The sequence below is a fragment of the Streptomyces iranensis genome (assembly GCF_017874715.1).
Lineage (GTDB): Bacteria > Actinomycetota > Actinomycetes > Streptomycetales > Streptomycetaceae > Streptomyces > Streptomyces iranensis.
On the sequence record NZ_JAGGLR010000030.1, the window covers coordinates 62,011 to 84,158 of the forward strand.

The following is a 22,148-nucleotide window of genomic DNA, read 5'->3' on the forward strand; positions in this document are numbered from 1 at the left end:
GGGTGCGGGGACGGTTCTGTGTCGCCACACCGTAGAAATGCGCAGTTCGGCTCGGATATGTAGGCGGGCGACATACTTCGCCCGGCCAGTGTGGTGACACGCCCCGCCCAGGACGCCCCCGCCCAGGACGCCCGCCCAGGACGCCTCGCCCAGGGTGCCCCGCCCAGGGCGCCCGCTCAGGACGTCCCGCCCCGGACGCCCCCTAGTCGGCGCGTCCCGTGCGCGGCCGCCGCACCTTGCCGAGCTGGAGCATGGCGGCGTTGAGCTGGTCCGGGGTGAGCGAGGGGGCCGGGAGCGGATGGGACCCCTCGGGGCGCAGCCCGTCGAGCAGCAGGGCCAGATAGCGGCGCCAGGCCAGCGGCGCGGCCACGGTCGAGCCGGGGACCGCGCGGCCGAGCGCGGCCAGCATGAACTGCAGGTCCTCCGCGGTGGCGTCCGGCCGGACCTTGCCCTGCTCCTGGGCGCGGCCCAGAAGGTCGTCGAGCGTCTTGTGGTTCTCCTTACGGAGCGCGTCGAGCGAGGGGACGCCCTGGATGCCGGTGGTCATCAGGTCGTTGGTGCCCCGGTCGGCGGCGAGCAGCCCGAAGATGCGCTCCAGGTAGGCTGTGAGCCCGGCCCAGGCGTCGGTCGCGGAGCGGGCCTCCTCGGCGGCCCGCAGAATGTCCCGAAGGGAATCGCCGAATACCGCCTCGATGAGTTCCGCCCGGCCGGCGAACCGCCGGTAGAGGGTGGCGCTGCCGACTCCGGCCCGACGGGCGATGTCGTCGAGCGGGGCGTCCACACCCTGATCCGTGTAGATCTCCCGGGCGGCAGCTATCAGCATCTCGCGGTTGCGCCGTGCGTCTCGGCGCAACGGTGTCTCTTTCTCCACACGGCTGCCCATGGCCCGCAACCCTAACACTAACCGGGGGAATCTCTCCGGTTAGGTGTTAAGATCATCCACAGGGCGGGGAACGATCCCCGGTTCTGGCTTCGGGGGAAGCCGCCAACCGACTGAGGGGATCGCATGCCCCAGGATCTGTCCGCGCTCGGCGCGGATTTCGTCGTCAACCCGTATCCGGTCTACGCACGTCTGCGGGAGCGGGGTCCGGTCCACCGGGTGCGCACCGACGCCTCCGGTGAGTTCTGGCTCGTCGTCGGCCATGAGGAGGCCCGCACCGCGCTGACCGACCCCCGGCTGAGCAATGACGTCCGTCACTCGGCCGCGTGGCAGGACGACGGCGGCAACGCCATCGGGCGGAACATGGTGCAGACCGACCCGCCGCACCACACCCGGCTGCGGGGACTGGTGGCCCGCGCCTTCACCCCGGCCCGGACCGAGGCCCTGCGGCCCCGCGTCCGGCAGGTCGCGGACGAACTGCTGGACGCGATGGCCCCGCTGGGCCGGGCCGATCTCGTCGAGGACTACGCGCTGCCGCTGCCCCTGGCCGTGATCTGCGAGCTGCTGGGGGTGCCGGAGACGGATCGCAAGGCGTTCCACGACTGGTATCTCGAGAGCACCGACCTGACCCGCCCGGAGGCCGCCGGTGCCGCTGCCCAGGCCCTGACGGGCTACTTCGCGGAGCTCATCGAGGCCAAGCGCCGCAGCCCCGGCGACGATCTGCTCAGCGCCCTGGTCCGCGCCATGGACGGCGACGGCGACGCGCTCTCCGACGAGGAGATGCTCGGCATGACGTTCGTGCTGCTGGTCGCGGGTTACGAGACCTCCGCCAATCTGATCTCCAGCGGCACCCTCGCCCTGCTCCGCCACCCCGAGCAGCTGGCCGCGCTGCGCGCCGACTGGTCGCTGCTGGACGGCGCGATAGAGGAGATGCTGCGCTACGACGGCCCGGTGGAGAGCGCCGCGTTCCGCTTCACCAGGGAACCGGTGGAGATCGCGGGCACGACCATTCCGGCCGGGGAGCCGGTGGGCGTCGTCCTGGCCGCCGGGTCGCGCGACCCCCGGCGCTTCGCCGAGCCGGATCGCTTCGACATCCGGCGCGCACCGCGCGGCCATCTCGCCTTCGGACATGGCGTCCACCACTGCCTGGGCGCCCCGCTGGCCCGGCTCGAAGCGGCCATCGCCTTCCGGGCCCTGCTGGAGCGCTGCCCCGATCTGGCCCTGGACGCCGATCCGGCCGAACTCGCCTGGCGGCCCAGCCTGATGCTGCGCGGGCTGCGGCGACTGCCGGTACGTTTCACCCCGGCTCCGGACGCCTGAGCCCCCGGCCGGGAACACTCGACGGACCGCGGTGGCCACCCACCGCGGTCCGCGGGGTGTGTGGGGCACGGCGTTCAGCGCGGTTCCGGAATCATCCGCAGCGGACCGGCCGTGAGGCTCATCTGCGGCCTCGGCCGGATCTTCGTCCCCGGAACCGGGCGCATCCGCCAGCGGCCCGCGATCGCGGCCAGGGCGAGCGTCGCCTCCGTCATGCCGAAGACGTCGCCGATGCACTTCCGGCTGCCACCGCCGAACGGCAGATACGAGCCGCGGGTCACCTCTTTGGCCCGCTCGGGGAGCCAGCGGTCGGGGTCGAAGGACTCCGGGCGGGGGAAGAGGGCCGGATCGCGGTGCAGCACATACGGGCTGATCAGCACGTCCGATCCCGGGGGCAGCCGCCGCCCGCCGAGCTCGGTGGTCTCGGTGGTGGTCCGGGTGAACAGCCACGCGGGCGGGAAGAGCCGCAGCGCCTCGCTGAACACCCGCTGGGTGTACGCGAGTCGGGGGACGTCGGCGTAGCGCGGCGCGCGCCCGCCCAGCACCTCGTCGACCTCGGCGTGCAGCGCGGCCTCGGCCAGGGGATTGCGGCCGAGCAGGAACCAGGCCCAGGTCAGCGCGGAGGCGGTGGTCTCGATCCCGGCCAGCAGCAGGGTCATGACCTGGTCGTGGATCTCCTGGTCCGACATCGTGCCGCCGGTCTCGTCGTCCTGTGCCGCGAAGAGCGCGGACAGCACATCGCCGCGGTCGCCGTCGTCCGACGCCTTGTAGTCGTCGATCATGCGGTCGATGAGCTGGTTGAGCCGGGCGAGCGCGTCGTCGAAGCGCCGGTTCGCCGCGAGCGGGAGCTTGGCCAGCAGCCCGGTGGGGTCGATCGCCTGCCGGTAGGCGCCCTCCACGACGATGGGCAGACAGTGCTGGATCTCGGCCACGGCATGCGGCGCCATATCGGTCGAGAAGAGCGCACGGGCCGTCACCCGCGCGGTGAGCGCGAGCATCTCGTGGCTTACGTCGATGGGCCGGCGCGCCGTCCACGCCGTGGATTCGGCCTCGCACTCCCGCTCCATCACCTCGGCGTACTTGGCGATCCGGGCGGCGTGGAACGCGGGCTGCACCAGCCGGCGCTGCCGCCGGTGGTCCGCCCAGTCGGAGGTGATCAGGCCGTTGCCCAGGATGGGCTTGGCCTTCTCCTTGACCGGCCCGCCGGTGTCGTAGACCCGCGCGTTCACCAGCACCTGCTGGATCAGCTCCGGATGACAGGGCAGATAGACGGGCCGGGGCCCCAGCCGGAGCTCGACCAGATCGCCGTGGGCGGGCAGGGAGGCCAGGAACTGAAGCGGCTTGCGGCCCATGAGCAGGGCATGGCCGGCCAGCGGAAGCCCGCCGGGGGCGACGGCGTGCCGCCAGTGGCGCGTCGCCGGTTGCTGCGCGGTCCTCATGCGGAAGACGTCCTTCACTCGCGAGGTGGGGTACGGAAGGTGCGGGGCGTCCGGTCCGGGTCGGACCCCGGACCGGATGTCGTCAGCGTGGCTCGCACACCATGGGCAGCGGGCCGGGTTCGAGCGTCGCCTTCGGCTCGGGGCGCAATGTCGTGCCGGGCACCGGGCGGAGCCGCCACCGGCTCGCGATCGTGGCCACGATGAGGGCCGTCTCGGTCAGCGCCAGGACGTCGCCGATGCACTTGTGGCTGCCCGCGCCGAACGGGAGCAGCGCCCCGCGCTCCACCTCCTTGGCGCGGTCGCCGAGCCAGCGCTCGGGGTCGAACCGCTCGGGGTCGGGGAACAGTTCGGGGTTGTGGTGCAGTGCCTGGGCGCTGTAGAGGATCATCGTGCCCGAGGGAACGGTCCGGCCGCCGAGTTCGGTCTCGGCCGCCGTGACCCGCATCGCCATCCACGACGGCGGGTACAGCCGCAGCGACTCGGTGATGACCCCGCGGGTGTACTCCAGGGACGGCAGGTCGTCGAAGGTTGGGCCGCGGCCCTCCAGAACCTCGTCGATCTCGGCGTGCACCCGCTTCTCCACCTCCGGGTGGGCGCCCAGGAGATGGAAGACGAAGGCGAGGGTCGAGGCGGTGGTCTCGCTCCCGGCCACCAGGAAGGTGACCACCTGGTCGAGGACCTCGCCGTCGTCAAGGCCCTTCCCGGTCTCGGGGTGTTCGGCGCGCAGCAGCGTGGAGAGCAGATCGCCGTGGTCGGCGCCGGAGCGCCGGCGCTCGCGGATCATCTCGTCCACGATCCGCCGCAGCCGGGCATTGGCCCGGTCATAGCGCCGGTTGCCCGGGGTGGGGAGCTTCTCCATGATTCCCAAAGGGGCCATCGTGCGCTTGTAGATGCCGTCCGAGACGATGCGCAGACAGTGGCGCGCCTCGTCGATCGTCGCCTCGTCGATCCCGGTGGAGAACAGCGTCCGCGCGGCCACCCGCATCAGCAGGGCGTGCATGGTGTCGCTGATGTCCAGGGTGCGCCCCGGCTCCCAGGAGCCGATCGCGGCGCGGGTGTCATCGGCGACCGCGGCGGTGTAGGTGGCGATCTTCGGGGTGTGGAACGCGGGCTGGATCATCCGCCGCTGGTAGCGGTGGTCCTCGCCCCGGGAGACCGAGAGGCTGTTCCCGAGCAGCTGCCGCGCCTTGTCGAAGACCCCGCCCTTGTCGAACACCCGGGGATTGAGCAGCACCTGACGGACCAGCTCGGGATGGCAGGCCAGATAGGCGCGGCTGGGCCCCAGCCTGACCTCCACCAGATCGCCGTGGGCGGGCAGGGAGGCCAGGAACTGCAGCGGACGGCGCCAGAGCGCCAGGGTGTGCCCCAGCAGCGGCACCGAGCCGGGCGCCGTGCCGGTGGTCCAGGAATGCTCCGGTTGTGCGGAGCTCTTCGCGGGAGTCACGGGTCCCCGTTCCCTCACTGGATGCGGGAGTTGACGTCGTTGACGGCCGTCTTGTAGCGCTTGTTGCTGGTGGTCCAGACGAAGTTGCCGTAGATCAGATCGAGGAAGACGTCCTGCGTCAGCTGGTCGAACGCCTTGATGCACTCGATGTCTTCGATCATGTCATCGAGCCGGGCCTGGAAGAACTCCTTGAACGCCGTCTCATCGCTCACATCGCAGAGCCGGAAACAGTTGGTGATCTGGCCCAGGGAGACCTCGCGGTCATAGGAGTAGAAGTCGTTGACGATGGTGAGTCCGCGGGTGGTCATGCGCGCGGCCAGGCTCGTCTTGGCGTGTTCGGTGAACTCCGGATGCCGGTAGATCGGATACGACATCTTCATCCAGAAGTCGACGCCGATGTCGGTGACCCGGAAACGGAAATACTGTTCCGGGGACGTGGTGCACAGCGCCGCCTTGATGGGCGAGTCGCGGAACATATGGTCGCTGGTGACGAAGGCGCGTGCCGCCTCATACGCGACCTCCGCGTCCTCGGGGCTGTAGTACTTCTCGCAGATCTTGCGCAGCTGGGGCAGGAAGAGTCCGAAGTCGTGGAGTGCGGGATCCATGTCGTCCCACACGAACGTCACGCAGTTCAGGACGCAGACGGCCTTGAACGCCTCCATGTCCTTGATATGACGGGGGCTCTGGGACCACAGCACCACCCCCACATAGGAGATCCAGCGCTCATCGGAAACCGATTTGCCGAGCGGGGCCACCGCCGCGTTGCAGTCGTCGATGACCTCGCGCAGTTCGGCGTCGGTCAATTCGACCTTGGTGGGCCGGGTGACGACATGGCGGTCGAACATCTCCTGGAAGCGGCGGGTGCAGTCCTCCAGGTACGGGCGGACGCTGTTCCGGCTGACGTCCTGGGCCCCGGCCGTGGAAAGTCCTGTCGTCATGAGTTCCTCACAGTGGCCATGCGGGCGATCTGCTTCAGCGCGTTGACCGCGTCCGCGGTGAATGGGGCGTCGTCGAGGGCCCGCAGGGCCTGCGTCCGGCGATCGTCGATCATCTGCTCGACGGCCTCCCGGGCGGTGGTGGCGGCGAAGATCTCCTGAATGGTCGCGGCGTCCCGCTCGTCCAGCAGCGGATTGCCGATGAGGCTGCGCAGCCGCGCCGCCTGGACGCTGTCGGAGCCGCGCAGGGCGAGCGCGATCAGCGTGGTGTTCTTCCCGGCCCGCAGATCGTCCAGCTGGGACTTGCCGGTCGACTCCGGATCGCCGTACACGCCCAGCAGATCGTCGCGGAGCTGGAACGCCTCGCCGAGCGGCAGGGCGTAGGCGGTGAACGCCTCCATGGCCTCCGGGCCGGCGCCCGCGACGGCGGCTCCGACGTGCAGCGGACGCTCGATGGTGTACTTGGCGGTCTTGTACCGGTTGACCGTGAGAGTGGCCTCGACGTCGTCCGTCAGCTCCCCGGTGGCCTGCAGATCGAGGTACTGGCCCAGCATCACCTCGGTGCGCATCTCCGACAGCAGCGGCAGCACGGCGTCGAACTGTACGGGCGTCAGGCCGGCCGAGTGCAGGAGCTCGTCCGACCAGGTGAGGGCGAGGTCGCCGAGCAGCACCGCCCCGCTGACCCCGAACCGCTCGATCTGATCCGGTCTGCGGTCGGTGGTGCACAGCGCGGCCAGGGTGCGATGGATGGTCGGCCGGCCGCGACGGGTGTCGCTGTCGTCCATGACGTCGTCGTGGATCAGCGCGAAGGCGTGGAACATCTCCAGGCAGGCGGCCACCCGGAACACCGCCTCGGTGTCCTCGCCGCCGCCGACGGCCTGCCAGCCGGTGACACACAACAGGGGCCGTATGCGCTTTCCGCCGGACAGGAAATCCTTCAGCAGCCCGGAGAGGTACGGCAGATGGTGTTGCGGAGTGGTGCTGGCCTTGGCCGTCAGGAAATCTTCGAGTACGACGTCCACCGACTTACGGACGGTATCCGCATCCAAGCGGCCGGGGCTGAGCGTGGGTGTGGTCATGCGACTGACTCCTCCACGTCGAAATGTCGAAATCCGTTGATTAAGGAGAAGAAAACAGGCACGCGGAAACCCTTGCTTTGTATGGAAAAAGATGGATTGCCGTCCGTGCTCTGTACGGCACCATGAAGGCAGGCGTGAGACATGACCGTCGCCCCATGGTCGATATATCGAACGCCCGTGACGGGCGCGAAGATCAGACGCTCAGGGAATCGTGAGGTCGGCGCGGGTGGGTCATTTCCGCGCATGGAATCCGGGCCGGGCCATAAAGAGGCCACGGCCGATGCGACACCCGCGTGGGCATCATCGGTTCGATGGATGCCAGGTGTGCGCGGGCACACTCAATTCCGTCCATTTATTCCCCCTGAGTGCCGCCGGTCCCCCCACTCGGACATGAGCAGTCTAGACGCAAGATCGACGGATTCGGAAGCCCGTTCTGGTATCGCACCTATCACTTGACGGCTGAAGGGGGGCGGGGTGCTGTCGCCGCGCCCGGAGCGGTCCGAAACCGGGCAACTCGCCCCGTACGTGCCGAGTATCAGTGGAATAAGCGGCGGCGCAATATGGGCCCGGAGTGTTCGTTGAAAACTGAACAGGAACCAGGCGGAACAGAGGCCAGGCCGAACAGGGTCCGGACCGACTGAACAGGGTCAGGACTGAACAGGGCTCAGATGGAACGGGGCCCCGCCGTCACCGGCGGGGCCCCGTTCAATAGCGTGCGGCGGTATCAGACCTTGCGGTAGTCGTACGCCTCCGAGGCCGCATGGAGCACCGCCTCCACATCCGCCCCGGTGGAGGCGGTGACGAGCGCCGCGACCGCGCCCTCCACGAGCGGCGCGTCCACCAATCGGGTGCCGTCGGGCAGTTCGTCGCCCTCGGCCAGCAGTGCCTTGACGGACAGGACCGCGCTACCCAGGTCCACCAGGACCGCCACTCCGGCGCCCCGGTCGACCGCCTGGGCAGCCTCCGCTATCAGCTCCGGACTGGTGCCGAACCCGCCGTCCGCGGTGCCGCCCGCGGCGCGGACCGGTGCCGTGCCGCCTCCGGACAGCGCCTTCGCCAGCTCGGCGACGGAGTCGGCCACCGCCGCGCTGTGCGACACCAGGACTATGCCGACCTTCCCGCTTTCGTCGGTCATCGGGCCGCCTCCGCCAGCGCGCCGATGATCAGCGCCGACGAGGTGGCGCCCGGGTCCTGGTGGCCGACGCTGCGCTCACCCAGATAGCTGGCCCTGCCCTTGCGGGCCAGCATCGGCACGGTGGCCAGCGCCCCCTTCTCGGCGGCCTCGCCGGCGGCCGCGAACGACCCGGTGCCCACGCCCAGCGCCTCGACGGCGGGGAGCAGGGCGTCCAGCATCGTCTTGTCGCCGGGTGCGGCGCCGCCGAGCTGAGCCACCGCGTCCACCCCGGCCCGCAGCGCGTCCGCCAGTTGCTGCGGGGTGATCCGCTCGGCGTCGCCGAGCGCCTTTCCGGCGCGCCGCAGCAGCGTCCCGTACAGCGGCCCGGAGGCCCCGCCGACCTTGGAGATCAGCTGGCGCCCGGCCAGGATGAGCGTGGCCCCGGGCGAGCCCGGCGGCTCCTTCTCCAGCGCCTCGGCCACGGCGGCGAAGCCGCGCTGCATATTGGTGCCGTGGTCGGCGTCGCCGATCGCGGAGTCCAGGTCGGTGAGACGGGCCGCCTCACGGCTCACGGACGTGGCCGCGGCGGTGAGCCATCGGAGGAAGAAAGGGGTGTCGAGCACGTCGTCGACGGCGGGTTCACTGCTGGACACAGACGCCTCCTCGGGGTGTAGCCAACGGCGACAGCGTACGTATCGGGGGCCGGCCGGCCTCAGGCGCCCCAGCGCAGCCCGGCGGTCCGCACGGGCGCGTCCCACAGCCGCAGGAGGTCCTCGTCGACCTGGCACAGCGTGATCGAAGCGCCCGCCATGTCGAGTGATGTGACGTAGTTGCCGACGAGCGTACGCGCCACCGCCACCTGGCGCTCGCCGAGCGCCCGGTGCACCTCGGCGGCGAAGCCGTACAGCTCCAGCTGCGGGGTCGCCCCCATGCCGTTGACGAGCAGCAGCACCGGGCTGTCCGGGCGCAGGTCCTCGACCACCACCTCCACCGCGTAGTCGGCGATCTCGCGGGAGGTCATCATCGCCCGCCGCTCACGCCCCGGCTCGCCGTGGATGCCCACGCCCAACTCCAGTTCCCCGGCGGGCAGATCGAAGGTGGGGCCGCCCTTGGCCGGGGTGGAGCAGGCGCTGAGCGCGACGCCGAAGCTCCGCGAGAGCTCGTTCACCCGCCGGGCGATCGACTCCACCCGCTCCAGCGGCGCGCCCTCGGCGGCCGCCGCGCCCGCGATCTTCTCCACGAACAGGGTGGCGCCGGTGCCGCGGCGGCCCGCCGTGTAGAGGCTGTCGGTGACCGCCGCGTCGTCGTTGACCAGCACCTTGGCGATCTGGATGCCCTCGTCCTCGGCGAGCTCGGCGGCCATGTCGAAGTTGAGCACGTCGCCCGTGTAGTTCTTGACGATGAACAGCACGCCCTCGCCGCTGTCCACCGCCGCCGCGGCGCGCACCATCTGATCCGGCACCGGGGAGGTGAACACCTCGCCGGGGCAGGCGGCGTCGAGCATGCCGGGGCCCACGAAACCGCCGTGCAGCGGTTCGTGCCCCGAGCCGCCGCCGGAGACCAGTCCCACCTTGCCCTCGGCCGGCGCGTCCCGCCGGACGATCACCCGGTCGTCGACGTCGACGATCAGCTCGGGGTGGCAGGCGGCCAGTCCGCGCAGGGCGTCGGCGACCACGGTCTCGGGGACGTTGATGAGCATTTTCATAGGTGTGTCCGTCCTCCGCCGGATGGGGGTGTGCACCGCTGCAACAGCGTACGGATCCACCGCGTCCCTGGCACCCCTTGGACACTGAGCCGAACGGCCTAATAGGACGAAAAAGGTACATAGTCATCATATGGTGCGCGCATGGAGAATACTGCCGCACCGGCGGCCGCCGTCCTGCCCCCGCGCCCCCAGCACCGCCCGCCGCAGCGGTACCGTCGTCCGGCCCCCTGGCTCGGTCTGGTCGCCATCGGATACGCCGTGGTCCAGCTCGCCATGGTGATCCCGCACACCGGCCACGCGCTGGGCTGGGACGAGTCCGTGTATGTCTCCCAGGTCGATCCGCGCACCCCGCCCGCGTACTTCAGCGCACCCCGCTCGCGCGGCGTCAGCCTCCTGGTCGCGCCCCTCGTGTCCGCCACCGACTCCATTCCGGCGCTGCGGATCCTGCTGATGCTGCTGTCCGCGGGCGCGCTCTACGGCGCCTTCCGGGTCTGGACCCGGCTGCTGCCCGCGCCCCAGGTGGCGCTGGCCGCGCTGCTGTTCTCCGGGCTGTGGATCACTCAGATCAGCGGGCCCGCGGTGATGCCCAACCTCTGGGTGGCGATCGGCGCCGTCGCCGCCGTCGGCTGGTTCCTCCGGGTGCCGGACGAACCGAACGCCCGCTGGTGGCTGGCCGCCGTCCTCGCGGGCGTCACCCTGGTGCGCACCCCCGACGGGGGATGGCTCACCCTGCCGCTGCTGATCGGCGCGATCGGGGTGCGCAGCTGGCGCCCCGCCCTGCTTCCGCTGATCGGCGGACCGCTGCTCGGCGCCGCCCAGTGGATCGGCGAGGCGTACGACCGCTTCGGCGGCATCGGGGAACGGCTGAACGTCTCCAGCGACGTCGAGGGCGGCATGGGCCTGCACTTCAGCGTCGGCGCGGCGCTGCGCAGCCTCAACGGACCCCAGCTGTGCCGCCCCTGCGAGGTGCCGCTGCGCCACCCGGAGCTGACCGTGTGGTGGCTGGCGCTGCCCGTGCTGACCCTCCTCGCCGTACACACCGCCCTGCGCGACCGGCAGGAGCTGCGCCGGGTGCGGGTGGGGCTCGGCCGCCCGGCCGTCCGGCCCCCCGCCGTACCGCTGACCGTGCTGCCCATCGCCTGCGCGGCCACCCTCGCCCTGCCCTATCTGCTGCTCATCGGCTACTCCGCACCGCGCTTCCTGATGCCCGCGTACGCGCTGCTGGCGCTGCCGATCGCCGGTCTTGTGTTCCGCGCCGTACGGGCCGCGCGGTCACCGCAGCACCTGGCGGTCGCCCTCGGGGTGATCATCACGCTCCATCTGGCGAGCCAGTTCGTCATCCTCAATCACACCGCCAAGCAGTCCGACGCCACCACCGGCCGCTATCGCACCGCCGCGAAGGGGCTGCAGCGGCTGGGGCTGCGTCCGCCCTGCCTGGTGACCGGAGACCGCGCCCTGCCCGTCGCGTACCACGCGGGCTGCTCCTCCGCCCAGACCAGCGGGAACAACCGGTCCACCACCCTGCCCTCGCTGCTGCGCCGCGCCGCCCGGGAACCGACCGCGCTGCTGCTGCGGCGCGGCCAGGCCCGGCCCCCGGCCTACGCCCGCACCTGGGTCGCCTATCCGCTGCCGGGCACCGAGTGGAACGCGTATCTGCCCCCGGACCAGGCGCGGGAGTGGGAAGCCCGGAAATCCCGACAGGAGACGTCCGGAAACGGTCCGAGCATGGGCGCCATGACGATGACCTACCCGACCACCAGCTGGGCCGGATTCGCGGCGGCCGAGCCCGCCTTCGCCGACTACGCCCAGGACCGCTTCCGGCGCTACCGCCACCATGTGCTGGCCACCCTGCGCCAGGACGGCTCCCCGCGGGTGACCCCGCTCGAAGTGAACTTCCTCTCCGGCGAGTTGTGGCTCGGCATGATGCCGGAGTCGCGCAAGGCGCTGGACCTGCGCCGCGATCCCCGGTTCTCGGTGCAGGCCAATCCCGGCCAGGGCGAGGATCTGGCCGAGGGCGACGTCCGGGTGAGCGGCCGGGCGGTCGAGGTGACCGACCCCGGGACGATCGCCCGCTTCGCCGAGGAGATCCGGCCGCCCGAGCCCTTCCACCTCTTCCGCGCCGAGGTGACCGAGGTGGTGCACACCGCCCTGGAGAACGGGCGGATGGTGCTGCGCACCTGGCGCCCGGGGCAGCCGGTACGGGTCGTACGGCCGGGCGGCGACGACACCCCGTCCCGGGTGGCGGGCTGAGACCCGGGCCGTGGACCGGGCCGAGCGGCCCGGTCCACGGCCCTTCCGTATTGTTGGAACACGTTCTACCGTGCCCCTCGATCCCAGGACGCTCCCAGCCCGCCGTCATGGCGCACGCGAGACTCCAGGAGGGGCCGTGGACCTCGAATACACCCCTGATCAGCGGCGGTTGCGCGATGAGCTGCGCGCGTACTTCGCCGAACTGGTCCCCGATGACGCCTACGCCCGCTACGCCGACTCCACCGGGCAGAAGCGGTTCTACCGCGAGACCATCCGCCGGCTCGGCACCGACGGCTGGCTGGGGGTGGGCTGGCCCGAGGAGTACGGCGGGCGCGGGCTCGGCCCGGTCGAGCAGTTCATCTTCTTCGACGAGGCGGCCCAGGCCGGAGTGCCGCTGCCGCTGATGGCACTCAACACCGTCGGGCCCACCATCATGCGGTTCGGCACCGAGGAGCAGAAGGCGTACTTCCTGCCCAGGGTCCTCTCCGGCGAGATCGACTTCGCGATCGGCTACAGCGAGCCGGACGCCGGTACCGACCTCGCGTCCCTCAAGACCCGCGCGGTGCGCGACGGCGACACCGCCTCCGGCTACTACACGGTCAACGGCCAGAAGACCTGGACCACCAACGGCGACACCGCCGACTGGGTCTGGCTCGCGGTCCGCACCGACCCCGGCGCCAAACCCCACAAGGGCATCAGCATCCTGCTGGTCCCGACCGACGACCCCGGCTACTCCTCCACCCTCATCAAGACCCTCGCCTCCCACGACACCACCGCCAGCTACTACGAGGACATCCGCGTCCCGGCCACCCGCCGCGTCGGCGCCGAGAACGAGGGCTGGCGCATGATCACCACCCAGCTCAACTACGAGCGGGTCACCCTCGCCGCCCACGGCACCATGGCCATCCGCGCCCTGCGCGGCGTTCGCCAGTGGGCCGCCGACACCAAGCTCCCCGACGGCCGCCGGGTGATCGACCTGGGCTGGGTGCGCACCCGGCTGGCCCGCACCCACGCCCGGCTGGACGCCATGAAGCTGCTCAACTGGCAGATGGTGGAGGCCCTCGAGCGCGAGGCCCTCACCCCGCAGGACGCCTCCGCCGTCAAGGTCTACGGCTCCGAGGCGCGCCGTGACGCCTACGCCTGGCTGATGGAGATCGTCGGCGCCGCCGGTCCGCTCAAGGAGGGCTCGGCGGGCGAGGTCCTCCACGGCGAGCTGGAGCGCGGCTACCGCAGCAGCGTCGTGTTCACCTTCGGCGGCGGCAACAACGAGGTCCAGCGGGAGATCATCTCCTGGATCGGGCTGGGGATGCCACGGGTGCGCCGCTGAGCCGCCGCACGGCGGCGCTTCCCATGAGGATCCCGGTCAGCTGCCGACGTACGCCGCGAGGTGCTCACCGGTGAGGGTGGACCGGGCGGCCACGAGGTCGGCCGGGGTGCCCTCGAAGACGACGCGGCCACCGTCGTGACCGGCGCCGGGGCCGAGGTCGACGATCCAGTCGGCGTGCGCCATGACGGCCTGGTGGTGCTCGACGACGATGACCGACTTGCCGGAGTCCACGAGCCGGTCCAGCAGCCCGAGCAGCTGCTCGACATCGGCCAGGTGCAGCCCGGTGGTCGGCTCGTCGAGGACGTAGACCCCGCCCTTGTCGGCCATGTGCACGGCCAGCTTGAGCCGCTGCCGCTCGCCACCGGACAGCGTGGTGAGCGGCTGGCCGAGGGGGAGGTAGCCGAGTCCGACGTCCGTCAGCCGCTGCAGGATCCTGTGGGCCGCCGGGGTGCGCGCCTCGCCGCTGCCGAAGAACTCCTCCGCCTCGGTCACCGGCATTGCCAGCACCTCGCTGATGTCACGGCCGCCCAGGTGGTACTCCAGTACCGAGGCGCTGAACCGCTTGCCCTCGCAGTCCTCGCAGGTGGTGGCCACGCTCTGCATGATCGCGAGGTCGGTGTAGATGACACCGGCGCCGTTGCAGGTGGGGCAGGCGCCCTCGGAGTTGGCGCTGAACAGCGCCGGCTTGACGCCGTTGGCCTTCGCGAACGCCTTGCGGATCGGGTCCAGCAGCCCGGTGTACGTGGCCGGGTTGCTCCGGCGCGAGCCGCGGATCGGGGTCTGGTCCACCGAGACCACACCCTCCGGGGCCGGGATGGAGCTGTGGACGAGCGAGCTCTTGCCGGAGCCCGCGACGCCGGTGATGACGCAGAGCACGCCGAGCGGGATGTCGACGTCGACGTCCCGCAGGTTGTTCGCACCGGCGCCGCGGATCTCCAGCTGCCCCGTGGCCTTGCGGACGGTCTCCTTGAGCGTGGCCCGGTCGTCGAGATGGCGGCCGGTGACGCCGTCGCTCGCCCGCAGCCCCTCGACGGTGCCCTCGAAGCACACGGTGCCGCCCGCCGTGCCGGCGCCGGGGCCGAGGTCCACGACATGGTCGGCGATGGCGATCGTCTCCGGCTTGTGCTCCACCACGAGCACCGTGTTGCCCTTGTCCCGCAGCCGCAGCAGCAGGTTGTTCATCCGCTGGATGTCGTGCGGGTGCAGGCCGATGGTGGGCTCGTCGAAGACGTAGGTGACATCGGTGAGCGAGGAGCCGAGGTGGCGGATCATCTTGGTGCGCTGCGCCTCGCCGCCGGAGAGCGTGCCCGAGGCCCGGTCGAGTGAGAGATAGCCGAGGCCGATCTCCACGAACGAGTCCAGGGTGTGCTGGAGCTTGGTGAGCAGCGGTGCCACCGGCGGCTCCGTCAGCCCGCGGACCCAGCCCGCCAGGTCGCGGATCTCCATCGCGCAGGCGTCGGCGATGCCGACCTTGCCGATCTTCGAGGAGCGGGCCTGCTCGCTGAGCCGGGTGCCGTCGCACTCGGGACACTCGGCGAAGGTGACCGCCCGGTCCACGAAGGCCCGGATGTGCGGCTGCATCGACTCCCGGTCCTTGGACAGGAAGGTCTTCTGGAGCTTCGGGATCAGCCCCTCGTAGGTGAGGTTGACTCCGTTGATCTTCACCTTGGTCGGCTCGCGGTAGAGGAAGTCGTGCCGCTCCTTCTTGGTGTACTTAGCGATCGGCTTGCCCTTGTCGAAGAAGCCCGACTCGGAGATGACCCGCACCACCCAGCCGTCCCCGGTGTAGGTGGGAATGGTGAACGGGTCCTCGGAGAGCGACTTGGAGTCGTCGTACAGCTGGGTCAGGTCGATGTCGGAGACCGTGCCCCGGCCCTCGCAGTGGGTGCACATGCCGCCGGTGCGGCTGAAGCTCACCTTCTCGGTCTTCGTCTTCTCGGCCCCGCGGTCGACCGTGAAGCCACCCGTCGCGGAGACCGAGGCCACGTTGAAGGAGTACGCGGCGGGCGGGCCGATGTGCGGTGTGCCGAGCCGGCTGAAGAGGATGCGCAGCATCGCGTTGGCGTCGGTGGCGGTGCCCACGGTGGAGCGGGGGTCGGAGCCCATCCGCTGCTGGTCGACGGTGATGGCGGTGGTCAGCCCGTCGAGCACGTCGACCTCGGGGCGCGCCAGGTTCGGCATGAAGCCCTGGAGGAAGGCGCTGTAGGTCTCGTTGATCAGCCGCTGCGACTCGGCGGCGATGGTGTCGAACACCAGCGAGCTCTTGCCCGAGCCCGAGACGCCGGTGAACACCGTCAGCCGGCGCTTCGGGATCTCGATGCTGACGTCCTTGAGGTTGTTCTCACGCGCGCCGTGCACCCGGATCAGATCGTGGCTGTCGGCGGCGTGGGGTTCAGGCGACCCCGTGTCCGTGCCCGTGGCCCTGCTCATGGTGTCTCCATCTGTTCGGGCGGGAGCCGTCGCGCGGCCCCCGCCGGTGTCGCCCGAATCGACCTGACCGGCTTCGAACAATACGTCCGGTTCGCAGGTTATGGCTTGACGCTAGCCACGCCCCCGTGACCGGGGCTTCTTCATTCCTGACCGGTTCCCCTCCGGACCGGTTCCCCTCCGGACCGTTTCCCGCTGTGGGAAACTGAGCCGGTGAAACGGCAGGATCTCGACGACCTCGTCCGGCTGCGGCGGGCCCGCGACCGGATGGACCGCGACTATGCCGAGCCGCTCGACGTCCCGGCGCTGGCGCGGGGCGCCCTGATGTCACCGGGCCACTTCTCCCGCAGCTTCCGCGCCGCCTTCGGCGAGACCCCGTACAGCTATCTGATGACCCGCCGCATCGAGCGGGCCAAGGCGCTGCTGCGGCGCGGCGACCTCACGGTGACCGAGGTCTGCATCGCGGTCGGCTGTACCTCGCTGGGGTCGTTCAGCTCGCGCTTCACACAGCTGGTCGGCGAGAGCCCGAGCGGCTACCGGGCCCGCAGCCATGACCACGGCGCCGCCATCCCGGCGTGCATGGCCAAGATCCACACGCGACCGGTCAGGAATGGAGAAGCGGGCTCCGCCCCCCGGCCGTAGCGTGAGCGGCATGGACATCACCCTTTCCACATGCTTCATCGCCGTCGACGACCACGACAAGGCGATCGCCTTCTACCGCGATGTGCTCGGCCTCGAGGTGCGCAATGACGTCGGGTTCGAGGGGATGCGCTGGGTGACGGTCGGGTCGCCCTCGCAGCCGGACGTGAGCATCGTCCTGGAGCCGCCGCTCGCCGACCCGAACGCCTCACCGGCCGACAGACAGACCATGGCGGAGCTGTTGGCCAAGGGCCTGCTGCGCGGCGTCCTCTTCGCCACGGACGACTGCGACGCCACCTTCGAGCGCATCAGCAGCGCGGGCGGCGAGGTGCTGCAGGAGCCCATGGACCAGCCCTACGGCGTGCGCGACTGCGCCTTCCGCGACCCCGCCGGCAATCTGCTGCGCTTCACCCAGCCGCTCAAGAAGTGACCCCGGGCGGCCCGCCCTGAAGGGGCGCGGGGCGGTGCCGATGTGCGGCTCCGCCGCGCGGGCGCGACCAGCCACGATGGTGCCGCAGACGATCGACGGCAGGCCAGGGCACTTCCAGCGGAACGCCTAGGCTGGTCGTCGGGAGGTGGTGGCCATGGCGGCGGCCATACGGCGGGGCGGACCGGACGGCGAGCGGGGCGGACCGGACGGCGACCCGGGGCTCTACGGCCCCCGGTCGGTCACCTGGCAGATGCACGGCGACCCGGTGATGTGGATCGCGGGCGTGCGCGCCCTGTACCTCCAGGCGCTGCATCCGCTCGCGGTGCGCGGCGTCACCCAGAACTCCGACTTCCGCAAGGACGCCTGGGGACGGCTGCTGCGCACCGCGCGGTTCGTCGCCACCATCACCTACGGCACCACCGAGGCCGCCGAGCGCGCGGGCGCCAAGGTCCGGGGCATTCACCGCAGGCTCTCCCTGACCGACCCGGTCACCGGGGCCCGGCACGGGGTCGACGAGCCCGAGCTGCTGCTGTGGGTGCACTGCGCCGAGATCGACTCCTACCTCCATGTGATGCGGCGCTCCGGCTATCCGCTCACCGACGCCCAGGCGGACGCCTATGTCGCCGAGAACGTGGTGTCCGCCCGGCTGGTCGGCCTCGACCCAGCCGCCGTACCGGCCGATACGGCGGCGCTCGCCGCCTACTTCGCGGCGGTGCGCCCCGAACTCGCCGCCACCCCCGACGCCCGCCAGGTGGACGCCTTTCTGCGGCGGCCCCCGGTCCATGCCCTGCTCGTCCCGGCGCGCGAGGTGATCTGGGGGCGCTTCGCCTCGCTCGCCTACGGGACCCTGCCCCCGTACGCCCACGCACTGTACGGGCGCCCCGCGCCCCCGCCGCGGGTGGTCACCCGCAGGCTGCGGGCGATGGGCGGGGCGCTGCGCTGCATCCCGCCCGCGGCCCGCTGGCAGCTGCCGCCGAAGCACATCATGCGGGCGGTCGAACGGCTCGGTCCGGGCAGCCGCCCCTCGCCCTACAAACTGCGCAGAAACGCGGCCATACTGGACAGCGGGGATGCGACGGGGGTACGGCCGTTCGCGGCCGGTCTCCACGGGGGCGGCGGGAGCTGACTTCCGCCAAGGCAGGGGGAGCATGGCGGACATCAAGCTGATCCAGGGCCGGTACCGGCTGCTGGACCGGATCGGGCGCGGGGGAATGGGCGAGGTGTGGCGGGCGCGGGACGAGTCACTCGGCCGCCGCGTCGCCGTCAAATGCCTCAAACCGCTGGGGACGCGGCATGACCCCTCGTTCACCGGTGTGGTGCGCGAGCGCTTCCGCCGGGAGGCGCGGGTGGCCGCCGCGCTGCAGCACCGCGGGGTCACGGTGGTGCATGACTTCGGCGAGCACGAGGGCGTGCTGTACCTGGTCATGGAGCTGCTGGAGGGCCGTGACCTCGGCCGGCTGCTGGGCGACGACGCGCGCCGGCCGCTGCCGGTGCCCGAGGTGCTGGACATCGCCGAGCAGGTCGCCGAGGCCCTCGCCTACACCCATGACCAGGGCGTGGTGCACCGCGATCTGAAGCCGGCCAACATCATGCGGCTCACCGACGGCACCGTGAAGCTCTGCGACTTCGGCATCGCCCGCCTCGGCGACGACGTCGGCTTCACCTCCCGGCTCACCGGCACCGGCGTCGCCATGGGCACCCCGCACTACATGTCGCCCGAGCAGATCGCGGGCGGCCCGGTCGACCACCGCAGCGATCTGTACTCGCTGGGCTGTGTGCTCTACGAACTGGCCACGGGGGCACCGCCGTTCGCCCTCGACGACGCCTGGGCGATCCTCGTCGGCCACCGCCACACCCCGCCCGCCCCGCCGCGCCGCCACCGGCCCGAGCTCCCCGAGCCGTTCGAGCGCGCCGTCCTCGATCTGCTGGCCAAAGCCCCGGAGGACCGCCCGCGCGACGCCGCCGAGTTCGCCGGGCGGATCGCGCCGGGGCGCGCATCCCGGCGGCCGTCGCCGTTCCCCGAGCCGCGCGGCGCGCTCCCGGCCGCGGGACCATTGGCTCCGCGTCTTCTGACCGCCGGGCCGCCGGCTCCGCGCCTCCCGGCCTGGGCCCGCCGGATGACCACCGGGTCCAAGGCGCACACCGGCGGTGTGGGACTGCTGTCGGCGACCCCGCCCGACGCGTCGGCCGGGCTCACCGGCGCCTGGACCGGGGGCCGCGGCACCGCTGACCCCGCCGCGCCGACCCCGCCGGGGGTGCGGGCCCGGTTCGCCGAGCGGCACCGCGCCGGACTGGACCTGGGGCGGGCGGGCCGCTGGGCGGAGGCCGTGGAAACCCACCGCGCGGTGGCCGTCGAGCGCGAGCGCGCACTGGGCGCCGACCACCCCGACACCCTCGCCGGCCGCTACGAGATCGCCTTCGCCCTCGGGGTCCTGGGCCGCCCCGGCGACGCGCTGCGCGAGTACGAGCGGGTCGCGGCGGGCCGCCGACGCGTCCTGGGCCCCGACCATCCGGACACCCTCGCCGCCCGCCAGGAGACCGCGTTCACCCTGGGCCGCCTCGGCCGCTTCACCGAGGCCCAGGACGTCTACACCGCCGTGCTCGCCGCCCGCGAGCGGACCATCGGCGCCGACCACCCCGACACTCTGCGCTGCCGCCACAACCTCGCCTTCAACCTGGGCTGTCTGGGGCGCCGGGCGGAGGCGTACCGGATGGCGGAGCGGGTGGCCGCGGCCCGCGCCCGGGTGCTGGGCCCCGACCACCCCGACACGCTGGTCACCCGCTACGAGGTGGCGTGCGCCCTCGGCCGCCTCGACCGCTTGGGGGAGGCCCTGGGCATCTTCCGCGAGGTGGCCGCCGCCCGCGCCCGCACCCTCGGCCCCCACCACCCCGACACCCTCGCGGCCCGCTATGAGATCGGCGCCGGTCTGGGGCGGCTGGACCGGGGCGAGGAGGCCCTCGCGGTCTACCGCGCGCTGGTCGAGGACCGCACCCGCGCCCAGGGCCCGGCCGATCCGGAGACCCTGCGCGCCCGGCACGGCCTCGGTGTCGGCCTGGGGCGGCTGGGCCGCTGGGAGGAGGCGCTCGCCGAGGCGCGGGAGGTCTGCGCCCTGCGTGAGCGCACCCTGGGCCCGGACCACCCCGACACCCTGGTCAGCCGTCGCGAGGTGGCCGTCGCCCTGGGCTGGCTCGGCCGCTGGTCCGACGCGCTGACCGGCTACCGCCGGGTGACCCGCGCCCGCGTGCGCGTCCTGGGCCCCGACCACCCCGACACCCTGGTCAGCCGCGGTGACGAGGCGCACTGCCAGGAGCGGCTGGGCCGCCGCGGAGAGACGGCCGGGACGGCTGAAGCGGCCGAGACAGCCGAGGCGGCCGAAACGGCGGGGCGGCGGGCGCGGCGGAGGTGATCTCCGGCGGCGGGGTTGACCTCCGGCGGCAGGGTTGATCCCCGGCGGCAGGGTTGATCTCCGGCGGCGGGGTGCTCCCCGCGGCCGAGGTGATCCCCCGGCGGCCTGGCCCCGGCGATCACCGCGTGCTAACCAGAGGGCATGTCTCACAGCGATGCGTACGACGTCGTCATCGTCGGCGGTGGTCACAACGGTCTGGTCGCCGCCGCGTACCTCGCCCGCGCCGGGCGGAGCGTGCTGGTGCTCGAGCGCCTCGGCCACACCGGTGGCGCGGCCGTGTCCACGCGGCCCTATCCCGGGGTGGACGCACGGCTGTCCCGCTACTCCTACCTGGTCAGCCTGTTGCCGCGGCGGATCGTCGACGACCTCGGACTGCGCTTCGCGGTGCGCAAGCGCGCGGTGTCCTCGTACACGCCCGACGTCCGGGGCGGGCGCCCCACCGGGCTGCTGGTGGACACCGCCGCCACGGGCAGGACGCGTGCCGCGTTCGAGCGGCTGACCGGGTCGGAGCGGGAGTACGCGTCCTGGGAGCGGTTCTACGGCATGACCCAGCGCGTCGCCGAGCGGGTCTTCCCCACGCTGACCGAGCCGCTGCCCACCCGGGAGGAGCTGCGGACGCGGATCGGGGACGACGCGGCGTGGCAGGCGCTGTTCGAGCGGCCGCTGGGGGAGGCGATCGAGGCCGCGTTCGACGACGACCTCGTCCGGGGCGTGGTCCTCACCGACGCGCTCATCGGCACCTTCGCCCAGGCCCACGACCCGTCGCTGCGTCAGAACCGCTGCTTCCTGTACCACGTGATCGGCGGCGGCACCGGCGACTGGGACGTTCCCGTCGGCGGCATGGGCGCGCTCACCGACGCCCTCGCCGACGCCGCCCGCGCGGCGGGCGCGCGGATCGCTACCGGGCGCGAGGTCACGTCCATCGCCACCGATGGCACCTCGGCCGAGGTGCGGTACGAGGGCGAGGCGGGGGAGGGCACCGCGGCCGCCCGGTACGTGCTCGTCGGGGCGGCGCCGCGCGAGCTGGCCCGGCTGCTGGGCGAGCAGCCGCCCGCCCCGCCCGCCGAAGGGGCACAGCTCAAGGTGAACATGGTGCTGCGCAGGCTGCCCGCGCTGCGCGACCGCGAGGTGGACCCGCGCGAGGCGTTCTCCGGGACGTTCCACATCGGCGAGGGGTACGGCGCGCTGGAGGAGGCGTACCGCCAGGCGGCCGCGGGGGAGCTGCCCCACCGGCCGCCGTCGGAGATCTACTGCCACTCGCTGACCGACCCGTCGATCCTCGGCCCGGACCTCGCCCGCGAGGGCTATCAGACCCTGACCCTGTTCGGACTGCACACCCCCGCCCGGCTGTTCACCGAGGACAACGACGGCGCGCGCACCGCGCTGCTGCGCGCCACCCTCGCGGAGCTGGACGCCCATCTCGCCGAGCCGATCACCGGCTGTCTGGCCCAGGACGCCGACGGGCGGCCGTGTATCGAGGCCAAGACCCCGCTGGACCTGGACGCCGACCTGCGGCTGCCCGGCGGCAACATCTTCCACCGGGACCTGGCCTTTCCATACGCCCAGGAGGGCACCGGCCGCTGGGGTGTGGAGACGCGCCACGCCAATGTGCTGCTGTGCGGCGCGGGCGCGGTGCGCGGCGGCGGGGTGAGCGGGATCCCCGGGCACAACGCGGCCATGGCGGTGCTGGAGAAGTGACCCCCCGGAGCCCTCCGGACGGCCCGGGGACGGTTTTCTTGCGCCGAATCTGACGTA

General features: G+C 72.0%; 17 protein-coding genes. 8 read left to right on the forward strand and 9 right to left on the reverse strand.

What is annotated here, in order from left to right; translation table 11 throughout:
* Positions 1-202 precede the first annotated feature (202 nt).
* On the reverse strand, positions 203-883 hold the full coding sequence (locus J2Z30_RS41625; protein ID WP_044579215.1) for a TetR/AcrR family transcriptional regulator: 681 nt from the start codon (positions 881-883) through the stop codon (positions 203-205).
* 123 nt (positions 884-1,006) lie between these two features.
* On the opposite strand from J2Z30_RS41625, the gene J2Z30_RS41630 reads away from it, so the two are divergent.
* Complete coding sequence (locus J2Z30_RS41630) at positions 1,007-2,200, forward strand: cytochrome P450 family protein (RefSeq protein WP_044579216.1); 1,194 nt, start codon at positions 1,007-1,009, stop codon at positions 2,198-2,200.
* Between the two features lie 74 nt (positions 2,201-2,274).
* On the opposite strand, the gene J2Z30_RS41635 is transcribed toward J2Z30_RS41630, so the two are convergent.
* The 7 genes from J2Z30_RS41635 to dhaK all read right to left on the reverse strand — a co-directional run bounded on the left by J2Z30_RS41635 (position 2,275) and on the right by dhaK (position 9,913).
* Entirely contained in the window at positions 2,275-3,636 is a 1,362-nt protein-coding gene (locus J2Z30_RS41635; RefSeq protein WP_044582323.1) for a cytochrome P450, read from the reverse strand.
* Between the two features lie 82 nt (positions 3,637-3,718).
* On the reverse strand, positions 3,719-5,080 hold the full coding sequence (locus tag J2Z30_RS41640) for a cytochrome P450 (protein WP_044579217.1): 1,362 nt from the start codon (positions 5,078-5,080) through the stop codon (positions 3,719-3,721).
* Positions 5,081-5,094: 14 nt separating this feature from the next.
* Positions 5,095-6,018: a terpene synthase family protein gene (locus J2Z30_RS41645; RefSeq protein ID WP_044579218.1), complete on the reverse strand. Its 924-nt coding sequence runs from the start codon at positions 6,016-6,018 to the stop codon at positions 5,095-5,097.
* Positions 6,015-7,094 carry a polyprenyl synthetase family protein gene (locus tag J2Z30_RS41650; RefSeq protein ID WP_044579219.1) on the reverse strand — a complete coding sequence of 360 codons (1,080 nt, stop codon included), beginning with the start codon at positions 7,092-7,094 and terminating at the stop codon, positions 6,015-6,017. Before J2Z30_RS41650 ends, J2Z30_RS41645 begins: the two co-directional genes overlap by 4 nt.
* Positions 7,095-7,818: 724 nt before the next feature.
* On the reverse strand, positions 7,819-8,229 hold the full coding sequence (dhaM, locus tag J2Z30_RS41655; RefSeq protein WP_044579220.1) for a dihydroxyacetone kinase phosphoryl donor subunit DhaM: 411 nt from the start codon (positions 8,227-8,229) through the stop codon (positions 7,819-7,821).
* On the reverse strand, positions 8,226-8,861 hold the full coding sequence (gene dhaL, locus J2Z30_RS41660; RefSeq protein WP_063791014.1) for a dihydroxyacetone kinase subunit DhaL: 636 nt from the start codon (positions 8,859-8,861) through the stop codon (positions 8,226-8,228). Before dhaL ends, dhaM begins: the two co-directional genes overlap by 4 nt.
* A 59-nt stretch (positions 8,862-8,920) precedes the next feature.
* Positions 8,921-9,913, reverse strand: a complete 993-nt coding sequence (gene dhaK, locus J2Z30_RS41665; protein WP_044579221.1) for a dihydroxyacetone kinase subunit DhaK — start codon at positions 9,911-9,913, stop codon at positions 8,921-8,923.
* A gap of 141 nt (positions 9,914-10,054) precedes the next feature.
* Between dhaK and J2Z30_RS41670 the strand changes: the two genes are divergently transcribed.
* Together J2Z30_RS41670 and J2Z30_RS41675 are read left to right on the forward strand one after the other, a co-directional pair.
* Positions 10,055-12,163, forward strand: a complete 2,109-nt coding sequence (locus tag J2Z30_RS41670) for a pyridoxamine 5'-phosphate oxidase family protein (protein WP_044579222.1) — start codon at positions 10,055-10,057, stop codon at positions 12,161-12,163.
* Between the two features lie 136 nt (positions 12,164-12,299).
* The gene (locus J2Z30_RS41675) at positions 12,300-13,490 is read left to right on the forward strand and encodes an acyl-CoA dehydrogenase family protein (RefSeq protein WP_044579223.1); all 1,191 of its coding nucleotides are present in this window, start codon (positions 12,300-12,302) and stop codon (positions 13,488-13,490) included.
* Between the two features lie 36 nt (positions 13,491-13,526).
* Here the strand turns inward: J2Z30_RS41675 and J2Z30_RS41680 are convergent, their stop codons facing one another.
* On the reverse strand, positions 13,527-15,920 hold the full coding sequence (locus J2Z30_RS41680) for an ATP-binding cassette domain-containing protein (RefSeq protein ID WP_044579225.1): 2,394 nt from the start codon (positions 15,918-15,920) through the stop codon (positions 13,527-13,529).
* 210 nt (positions 15,921-16,130) lie between these two features.
* Here J2Z30_RS41680 and J2Z30_RS41685 point away from each other — a divergent pair, with 210 nt between their 5' ends.
* The 5 genes from J2Z30_RS41685 to J2Z30_RS41705 all read left to right on the forward strand — a co-directional run bounded on the left by J2Z30_RS41685 (position 16,131) and on the right by J2Z30_RS41705 (position 22,091).
* Positions 16,131-16,559, forward strand: a complete 429-nt coding sequence (locus J2Z30_RS41685; RefSeq protein ID WP_044579226.1) for a helix-turn-helix transcriptional regulator — start codon at positions 16,131-16,133, stop codon at positions 16,557-16,559.
* Between the two features lie 10 nt (positions 16,560-16,569).
* Positions 16,570-16,986 (forward strand): VOC family protein, encoded by a 417-nt coding sequence (locus tag J2Z30_RS41690; protein ID WP_044582325.1) that lies wholly within the window; start codon positions 16,570-16,572, stop codon positions 16,984-16,986.
* A gap of 154 nt (positions 16,987-17,140) precedes the next feature.
* Positions 17,141-18,112, forward strand: a complete 972-nt coding sequence (locus tag J2Z30_RS41695) for an oxygenase MpaB family protein (RefSeq protein WP_044579228.1) — start codon at positions 17,141-17,143, stop codon at positions 18,110-18,112.
* A gap of 22 nt (positions 18,113-18,134) precedes the next feature.
* Positions 18,135-20,393: a serine/threonine-protein kinase gene (locus J2Z30_RS41700; RefSeq protein ID WP_078957087.1), complete on the forward strand. Its 2,259-nt coding sequence runs from the start codon at positions 18,135-18,137 to the stop codon at positions 20,391-20,393.
* Between the two features lie 141 nt (positions 20,394-20,534).
* Positions 20,535-22,091, forward strand: a complete 1,557-nt coding sequence (locus J2Z30_RS41705; protein WP_044579229.1) for a phytoene desaturase family protein — start codon at positions 20,535-20,537, stop codon at positions 22,089-22,091.
* Positions 22,092-22,148: the final 57 nt, after the last annotated feature.

Excerpts from the sequence above, each read along its gene's own strand:
- J2Z30_RS41625 (WP_044579215.1), bottom strand. The coding sequence starts at position 883 with ATGGGCAGCCGTGTGGAGAAAGAGACACCGTTGCGCCGAGACGCACGG.
- J2Z30_RS41630 (WP_044579216.1), top strand. The coding sequence starts at position 1,007 with ATGCCCCAGGATCTGTCCGCGCTCGGCGCGGATTTCGTCGTCAACCCG.
- J2Z30_RS41635 (WP_044582323.1), bottom strand. The coding sequence starts at position 3,636 with ATGAGGACCGCGCAGCAACCGGCGACGCGCCACTGGCGGCACGCCGTC.
- J2Z30_RS41645 (WP_044579218.1), bottom strand. The coding sequence starts at position 6,018 with ATGACGACAGGACTTTCCACGGCCGGGGCCCAGGACGTCAGCCGGAAC.
- J2Z30_RS41650 (WP_044579219.1), bottom strand. The coding sequence starts at position 7,094 with ATGACCACACCCACGCTCAGCCCCGGCCGCTTGGATGCGGATACCGTC.
- dhaM (WP_044579220.1), bottom strand. The coding sequence starts at position 8,229 with ATGACCGACGAAAGCGGGAAGGTCGGCATAGTCCTGGTGTCGCACAGC.
- dhaK (WP_044579221.1), bottom strand. The coding sequence starts at position 9,913 with ATGAAAATGCTCATCAACGTCCCCGAGACCGTGGTCGCCGACGCCCTG.
- J2Z30_RS41670 (WP_044579222.1), top strand. The coding sequence starts at position 10,055 with ATGGAGAATACTGCCGCACCGGCGGCCGCCGTCCTGCCCCCGCGCCCC.
- J2Z30_RS41680 (WP_044579225.1), bottom strand. The coding sequence starts at position 15,920 with ATGAGCAGGGCCACGGGCACGGACACGGGGTCGCCTGAACCCCACGCC.
- J2Z30_RS41690 (WP_044582325.1), top strand. The coding sequence starts at position 16,570 with ATGGACATCACCCTTTCCACATGCTTCATCGCCGTCGACGACCACGAC.
- J2Z30_RS41695 (WP_044579228.1), top strand. The coding sequence starts at position 17,141 with ATGGCGGCGGCCATACGGCGGGGCGGACCGGACGGCGAGCGGGGCGGA.
- J2Z30_RS41700 (WP_078957087.1), top strand. The coding sequence starts at position 18,135 with ATGGCGGACATCAAGCTGATCCAGGGCCGGTACCGGCTGCTGGACCGG.
- J2Z30_RS41705 (WP_044579229.1), top strand. The coding sequence starts at position 20,535 with ATGTCTCACAGCGATGCGTACGACGTCGTCATCGTCGGCGGTGGTCAC.